This window comes from Variovorax sp. P4_D9 (assembly GCF_056401695.1).
Genome location: NZ_JBFUIU010000441.1, coordinates 1 through 7,572 on the forward strand (window position 1 = coordinate 1; position 7,572 = coordinate 7,572).

At 69.8% G+C, this 7,572-nt stretch carries 8 protein-coding genes; 4 read left to right on the forward strand and 4 right to left on the reverse strand.

Features of this window, described 5'->3' with window-relative positions; translation table 11 throughout:
• Nucleotides 1-933, forward strand: a 933-nt coding sequence (locus AC1DY5_RS34405; RefSeq protein ID WP_478118817.1) for an MBL fold metallo-hydrolase, incomplete at its 5' end; no start/stop codon positions are given.
• Here the strand turns inward: AC1DY5_RS34405 and alkB are convergent.
• Genes alkB through ada form a run of 3 tightly spaced genes read right to left on the reverse strand, consistent with a single transcriptional unit; the run spans nt 911 to nt 3,339 of the window.
• On the reverse strand, nt 911-1,555 hold the full coding sequence (gene alkB, locus AC1DY5_RS34410; RefSeq protein ID WP_478118819.1) for a DNA oxidative demethylase AlkB: 645 nt from the start codon (nt 1,553-1,555) through the stop codon (nt 911-913). The genes AC1DY5_RS34405 and alkB overlap by 23 nt on opposite strands.
• On the reverse strand, nt 1,556-2,260 hold the full coding sequence (locus AC1DY5_RS34415; RefSeq protein WP_478118820.1) for a 2OG-Fe(II) oxygenase: 705 nt from the start codon (nt 2,258-2,260) through the stop codon (nt 1,556-1,558). It lies immediately after the preceding gene.
• On the reverse strand, nt 2,257-3,339 hold the full coding sequence (gene ada, locus AC1DY5_RS34420) for a bifunctional DNA-binding transcriptional regulator/O6-methylguanine-DNA methyltransferase Ada (protein ID WP_478118822.1): 1,083 nt from the start codon (nt 3,337-3,339) through the stop codon (nt 2,257-2,259). The genes AC1DY5_RS34415 and ada overlap by 4 nt, the downstream gene beginning before the upstream one ends.
• Nucleotides 3,340-3,510: 171 nt before the next feature.
• On the opposite strand from ada, the gene AC1DY5_RS34425 reads away from it, so the two are divergent.
• Entirely contained in the window at nt 3,511-5,106 is a 1,596-nt protein-coding gene (locus AC1DY5_RS34425; RefSeq protein WP_478118825.1) for an OpgD/OpgG family glucan biosynthesis protein, read from the forward strand.
• Between the two features lie 423 nt (nt 5,107-5,529).
• Here AC1DY5_RS34425 and AC1DY5_RS34430 read toward each other — a convergent pair whose 3' ends face one another.
• The gene (locus AC1DY5_RS34430; RefSeq protein ID WP_478118829.1) at nt 5,530-5,904 is read right to left on the reverse strand and encodes an FKBP-type peptidyl-prolyl cis-trans isomerase; all 375 of its coding nucleotides are present in this window, start codon (nt 5,902-5,904) and stop codon (nt 5,530-5,532) included.
• 148 nt (nt 5,905-6,052) lie between these two features.
• Here AC1DY5_RS34430 and AC1DY5_RS34435 point away from each other — a divergent pair, with 148 nt between their 5' ends.
• Complete coding sequence (locus AC1DY5_RS34435; RefSeq protein WP_478118827.1) at nt 6,053-7,447, forward strand: ethanolamine ammonia-lyase subunit EutB; 1,395 nt, start codon at nt 6,053-6,055, stop codon at nt 7,445-7,447.
• Nucleotides 7,444-7,572 (forward strand): ethanolamine ammonia-lyase light chain EutC (locus tag AC1DY5_RS34440; RefSeq protein ID WP_478118831.1); only part of this gene is annotated, 129 nt, incomplete at its 3' end. The genes AC1DY5_RS34435 and AC1DY5_RS34440, both read left to right, overlap by 4 nt.

Genomic DNA, 7,572 nt, shown 5'->3' on the forward strand with positions numbered 1-7,572 from the left:
CCGCTGGCACCGACGCCCCGGGTCGCGCCCGAACTGGCCTGGCTGCGCGGCAACKCCGATGCCGGCGCCGCGATGCAGCCGGCCGTCACCTGGATCGGCCACGCCACGGCGATGGTGCAGCTCGGCGGTCTCACCGTGCTGACCGACCCGATGTTCTCGCATCGGGCTTCGCCGCTGCCGCTGGTCGGCCCGCGGCGCCATTCGGCCCCGGGGCTGGCGCTGGCCGAACTGCCGCGCGTGGACCTGGTGCTGGTCTCGCACAATCACTACGACCATCTCGATGCGGCCTCCGTGCTCGCGCTGAACCGGCAGCCCGGCGGCCCGCCGCTGTTCGTGGTGCCGCTCGGACTCAAGACCTGGCTGGCGGCGCGCGGCATCACGCGCACGGTCGAGCTGGACTGGTGGGACCGGCAGCGCCTCCAAGGCCCGAGCGGTGTGATCGAGGTGGCGCTGGTTCCGGCACAGCACTGGTCCTCGCGCAGTCCGCGCGATGCCCTGGCCACACTGTGGGGCGGCTTCGCGGTGCTGGCGCCGGACTGCCACCTGCTGTTCACGGGCGACACCGGCTATTCGCGCGATTTCAGCGACATCCGCGATCACTTCCGCGACCGGCAAACCGACGCGCTCGGCGGCGGCTTCGACCTCGCGCTGATCCCGATCGGCGCCTACGCCCCGCGCTGGTTCATGGCGAACCAGCACGTGGATGTGGAGGAAGCGCTGCGCATCCATGCCGATGTCGGCGCCAAGCGCTCGCTCGGCATCCACTGGGGCGTGTTCCAGCTGACCGACGAGGCGCTCGACGAACCGCCGCGCAAGCTCGCGGAACTGCGCGCCGCGCAGGGCATGGCGGAGGAATACTTCTTCGTGACGGCGATCGGCGAGACACGCCGGCTGCCGCCACGCGAGCCGATCAACCGGCCTTCCGGAACGTGAGGTTGATGCGGCAGTCACCCAGCAGCGGATGCTGCGCGTCCTTCAGGGGCAGCACGCCATGGAAGTTGAGCCGCGCTGGGCCGCCCCACAGGACCACGTCGCCATGTGCCAGCGGCACGCGCCGCAGCGTGTCGGTGCGCCGGGTGCCGCCGAACTGGAACATGGCCGGGACGCCGAGCGATACCGAGACGATCGGCTGGCCGTGGTCGCGCTCGTCGCGGTCCTGGTGCAGCGACAGCCGGGTGCCGGGCTGGTAGCGGTTGATCAGGCAAGCATCGGGCGCGAAACCCTCGAAGCCGGCCTCGGCCGCGGCCTCGGCGGCCAGTTGCGCGAACTCGGCCGGCATGCGCGGCCAGGGCCGTCCGCTGTCGGGATCGTTGGCGTCGTAGCGGTAGCCGCGGCGGTCGCTGACCCAGCCCAGCGCGCCGCAGTTGGTCATCGCCACCTGCATCCGGAAACCGCCCGGCGTGACCAGGTGGCGAAACGGTGCTGCCTCGACCACCCGTTGCACGGCCGCCAGCAAGGCGGCCTCGCGACGGATCGCGAATCGCCGCAGCACCACCGCGCCGGGCGCGAGCGGCTCGCGCCAGGGGGCTTCGGTCTCGAACAGGTCCAGCGTCATTCAGGCGGCGTCGTGGAAGATGATGCCGAGCGTATGCCGACGGCCCGAACGCACGCGGCTCACGCCATGCCGCAGAGTGACCCGGTAGGCGCCGCGCGTGCCCTGCACCGGCCGCTGGTGCACCGCGATCACCGCGGCATCGCCCTGGCGCAGCGGCAACACCATCGCCCGCGACTGCGTGCGCGGACGCTGCTCGGTCATGACGAATTCGCCGCCCGTGAAATCACGCTCCGGCTCGGACAGTAACACCACCAGCTGCAGCGGGAAGACGTGCTCGCCGTACAGGTCCTGGTGCAGGCAGTTGTAGTCGTCCGGGCCGTACTGCAGCAGCAGCGGAGTCGGCCGCGCCTGCCCCGCCTCGTGGCAGCGGGCGATGAACTCGGCATGCTGCGGCGGAAAGCGCACATCGATGCCCATGGCCTGGTTCCAGCGGTTGGCGATCGGCGCCAGGCGCGGATAGACCGCTTCGCGCAGCCCGGCGACCAGCGCCGGCAGCGGGTAGTCGAAGTACTTGTACTCGCCGCGGCCGAAGCCGTGGCGCTCCATCACGACGCGGCTGCGAAAGGGCTTCGACTCGGCATACAGCGCGGCCATCGAACGGCATTGATCGGGTGTCAGCAGGCCCGGCATCAAGGCGCTGCCCTGCTCGTCGAGATCGCTGCCCACCTGCGACCAGTCGACCGTGTCGATGTCTCGTGCGCTCATACTTGCTCCGCTTCCCGACGCAGCAGCGCACCCTTGCGCTCCACGCCCCAGCGGTAGCCCGAGAGGCTGCCATCGCTGCGCACCACGCGGTGGCAGGGAATCGCCACCGCCAGGGTGTTGGCGCCGCAGGCCTTGGCCACGGCGCGCACCGACTTCGGCGCACCGATGCGCTCGGCGATCTCGCTGTAGCTCGCGGTCGTGCCGGCGGGGATCTCGCGCAAGGCCTGCCAGACGCGCAGCTGGAAGGCGGTGCCGCGCAGGTCCAGAGGCAGGTCGAGCCCGAGGGCCGGGGCCTCGACGAAGCCGACCACCGTCGCCACCAGCGCCTCGAAACCGGCATCGCTGCCGACCAGCCGGGCCTTCGGGAAGCGGTCCTGCAGATCGCGCGCCAGCGCGTCCGGATCGTCGCCCAGCGTGATCGCGCAGACGCCGCGGTCGCTCTGCGCCACCAGGATCGAGCCGAGCGCGCACTCGCCGATGGCGAAGCGGATCTCGGTGTCGGCCCCGCCGGCGCGCCAGGCCGTGGGCGTCATGCCGAGCGTCCGGTCGGCGTCGGCGTAGAAGCGGCCGTTGGAGTTGTAGCCGGCGCTGTAGATCGCGTTCGTCACCGAGTCGCTGCGCGACAGTTCTTCGCGCACGCGTTGGGCCCGATGCGCCGCCACATAGGCCTTCGGCGTGAGTCCCGTGACGTCCTTGAAGAGCCGGTGGAGATGCGAGGCGCTGAGGCCGGCGCGCGCCGCCAGTTCGTCGAGCGTCGGCGCCTGCTCGTCCGACTCGATGAAGCGGCACAGCGCGGCGATCTGCGCCGCCTGCCGCTCGGCCCGCGCCGGCTGGTCGGGTTTGCAGCGCAGACAGGGCCGGAAGCCGGCGCGCTCCGCATCGGCAGCCGTGGCGTGGAATTCGACGTTCTCAGGCCGCGCCGGCCGCGCCGCGCACGAAGGCCGGCAGTACACGCCGGTGGTCCGGACCGAGTAGAAGAAGCGGCCGTCGGCCGCCGGGTCGCGCGCGGCCACCGCCGCCCAGCGCGGATCGCTGGCCGTGGCGAGGGCCCGCATTTCATTGGCGTTGATCATGTTCATGTTCGTCCTCTGCGTGCGTGTTGATCGGTGGATCCACTGTGGGAAAAGGCGATCCGCCGCGCACTCCGTCTCTTGCTTTCGAATTCGACTGTAGGACCATGCCGGCAAGACGGTTTCTCCAGGCTTCGACCTACGGCTCCGGCGCTGCCGCTTCGCTAGGCTGGGGGCTTCATGATCGATCGTCGCTCACTCCTCGCCGCCGGTGGCGCCTCGCTGGCCCTCGCCACCCTGGGGCTGCCCGCGCAAGCCCTGGCGGCTCACGGGCTCCAGCTGAGCCAGCCGGCCCCTTTCTCCTTCGAACGTCTTGTTGCACTGTCGAAGTCGCTGGCCGCTAAGCCCTATGCGGCCGACAACTCGCTGCCAGCCGACGTGCTGCAGCGCATCGACTACGACGCCCACGGCAAGACCAGGTTCGACACCGACAACGCATTGTTCCGCGACGGGCCGGGCCAGTTCCCGGTGACCTTCTTTCATCTGGGCCGCTACTTTCCGGCGCCGGTCCACATGTACGTGCTCCAAAACGCCGGCAGCGACGCCTTTGCGCGCGAAATTCTCTATAACCCCGCCTATTTCACAATGCCGGCCGACAGCCCGGCCCGGCAGTTGCCGGCCGGCGCCGGCTTTGCGGGCTTCCGGGTGCAGGAAAGCCGTCTGGGCGACCAAGCCAAGCGGCCCTGGCAGAAGAATGACTGGGTGGCCTTCCTCGGCGGCGCCTACTTCCGCGCCATCGGCGAGCTCTACCAGTACGGCCTGTCGGCGCGCGGCATCGCGCTCGACGCCGCGGTGCCCGATCGGGCCGAGGAATTCCCGAACTTCACGCGCTTCTACTTCGAGCCGCCGGCCCCCGGCTGGGACGCCATGACGGTCTACGCCCTGCTCGAAGGCCCGAGCATCGCGGGCGCGTACAAGTTTGTCCTGCAGCGTGGCAAAGGCGTGCTGATGGACATCGACTGCCGCCTGTTCCTGCGCCGCGACGTCGCCCGCTTCGGGCTCACGCCGCTGACCTCGATGTACTGGTTCTCCGAGACCGCGAAGCCCAYGGGCATCGACTGGCGCCCCGAGGTGCACGACTCGGATGGCCTGGCGATTTGGAACGGCGCCGGCGAGCGCATCTGGCGGCCGCTCAACAACCCGACGCAGACCCGCACCTCGGCCTTCAGCGACAACAACCCGAAGGGCTTCGGCCTGCTGCAGCGCGACCGCGGCTTCGACCACTATCAGGACGGCGTCTACTACGAGAGGCGCCCAAGCCTCTGGGTCGAGCCGATCGGCGCCTGGGGCGAAGGTGCGGTGCAACTGATCGAGATCCCGACCGACGACGAAATCCACGACAACGTGCTGGCCTGCTGGGTGCCCAAGGCGCCGGCCGCCGCGGGCTCCAGCGTGGCGCTCAAGTACCGGCTCCACTGGAGCGCCGATGAGCCGTTTCCGTCGCCGCTCGCGCGCTGCATCGCCACCCGCATGGGACGCGGCGGACAACCGGGCCAGCCACGGCCGCCGGGGGTGCGCAAGTTCATGGTCGAGTTCATCGGCAAGCCGCTCGAATCGCTGCCCTTCGGCGTCAAGCCCGAACTGGTGCTGACCGCCACGCGCGGCAAGTTCTCCTACATCTTCGCGGAGCCGGTGCCGAACGGCGTGCCGGGTCACTGGCGGGCCCAGTTCGACTTCACGCCCGAGGGCCCGGAGCCGGTGGACATGCGGCTGTTCCTGAAGAACGGGGACCACACCTTGTCGGAGACTTGGCTGTATCTGTACCAGTCGTCTTAAAGGGAGTCCAGGGGTCAAGGCCTGCCGCTGGGACGGGCGCCCAGCACGCGGTACGGGCCAGTCGACCCCACTGCGCCGGCCCTTCGAGCTCCCTTGCGGTGCTCGCTCCAGGCGGGGTCCACGCGAAGCTCGCTTCGCTCAAACATGCACGGCCCTCTTTCCGCCTGAAGCTGCGCTCCTCAGCGGCGCAGAGGGGATCGCCCGTCCCGCACCGCATGCCGGGCTCAGGGGTGTTCAAGGGGCGGTGGCGTCGCCAACGACGATGCAACCCCGACCTCTCAGGGGTGGTGGGCGGTATGCCCTGGGCCGGCCGTTGAGGCGCCGCGAGCAGCGCAGGGCAGCCGCGAAGCGCCCGGTGACGTCGGCCGGTCCAGGGCATCCGCCCGCCGCCGCGCGCCGCCTCTGCAAGGCCCCCAAGCGAAGCTACTTCCCCTTCACCGCAATCAACTCGATCTCGAAGTTCAGCGTGGCATTCGGCGGAATCACCCCGCCCGCCCCGCGCGTGCCGTAGGCGATCGCCGGCGGGCAGGTCAGCTTGGCCTTGCCACCCACCTTCATCAACTGCACGCCTTCGGTCCAGCACGGGATCACGCCGTTGAGTGGAAACTCGGTCGGCTCGCCGCGCTTGTAGGAGCTGTCGAACTCCTTGCCGTCGGGGAAGGTGCCGCGGTAGTGCACCTTGACCACGTCGGTCGCGGCCGCCGAAGCTCCCTTGCCATCGACCAGCGACTGGAACACCAGGCCRCTGGGCTTGGTGACCGGCGCCGATTGCGCGAAGGCGCTCGGCAGGACGAACATCGAAACGACGGCGGCACAAAGAACTGATCGCACGGCAAACCCTTGGTTGAATGAAAAAACGGGCTCATTATTGCCGGGTCGGCGCCGACCTGGCACCGCACTTGCACAGCGTTGCCAACGACCCACCGATCCCACCTTCTCTCCCACCATGCGCTACCGCACCACGATCGATTCGCAGGTCTTCGACTTCGACGACCTGAAGCAGGTCATGGCCTTCGCCAGCCCGGCGCGTTCGGGCGACTACCTGGCGGAGATCGGCGCGGCCAACGCGCAGCAGCGCATGGCGGCGCGCCACGTGCTGGCCGTGACCCCACTCAAGCAGTTCCTGACCGAGGCGCTGATCCCCTACGAGGCCGACAACATCACGCGCCTGATCATCGACAGCCACGACGCCACGGCCTTCGCGCCGGTGTCCCACCTGACGGTCGGCGACTTCCGCAACTGGCTGCTGTCCGAGCACGCCGACACGGCGACGCTGACCGCGCTGGCGCGCGGCCTCACGCCCGAGATGGTGGCCGCTGCCTCGAAACTGATGCGCAACCAGGACCTGGTCGCGGTGGCGCGCAAGTGCAGCGTCGTCACGCGCTTCAGGGACACCATCGGCCTGCCCGGCCATCTCGCGGTGCGGCTGCAGCCCAACCACCCGACCGACGACCTGCGCGGCGTCGCGGCCTCGACGCTCGACGGCCTGCTGATGGGCGCCGGCGATGCCGTGATCGGGCTCAACCCGGCCTCCGACAGCCTGCCGGTGCTGGGCGAACTGCTGCGCCTGCTCGACGAGGTGATCCAGCGCTTCGAGATCCCGACGCAGAGCTGCGTGCTGACCCACGTCACCCACACGCTGAAGCTGGCCGAGTCCGGCGCGCCGATCGACCTGGTGTTCCAGTCGATCGGCGGCACCGAGAAGACCAACCTCTCCTTCGGCGTCACGCCTGAGCTGCTCGACGAGGCCCATGCCGCCGCACAGGCCCTGAACCGCGGCACCGTGGGGCGCAACTGCATGTACTTCGAGACCGGCCAGGGCAGCGCGCTGTCGGCCAACGCCAACTTCGGCGTCGACCAGCAGACCTGCGAGGCACGCGCCTATGCGCTGGCGCGCCGCTACCAGCCGCTGCTGATCAACACCGTGGTCGGCTTCATCGGGCCCGAGTACCTCTACGACGGCAAGCAGATCATCCGCGCCGGCCTCGAGGACCACTTCTGCGGCAAGCTGCTGGGCCTGCCGATCGGCTGCGACATCTGCTACACCAACCATGCCGAGGCCGACCAGGACGACATGGACACGCTGCTGGTGCTGCTCGGCACGGCGGGCATCAACTTCATCATGGGCGTGCCGGGCGCCGACGACGTGATGCTCAACTACCAGAGCACGTCCTTCCACGACGCGCTGTTCCTGCGCGAAACGCTGGGCCTGAAGCGCGCCCCCGAATTCGAAGCCTGGCTGCAGCGCATGCAAATCAGCGATCGCGCGGGCCGGCTGCAGCCGCCTGCGGCCAATCGCCTGCTGGCCGACATGGGCGCCTTGACGGCGCTGGCCCGATGAAGGACATCGTCACTACCAGCCCCTGGCGCGACTGGCGCCAGTCGACGCCCGCGCGCCTGGCACTCGGCCGCGCCGGCGCCGGCATGCCGACCGATGAAGTGCTGCGCTTCGGCTGGGCGCATGCG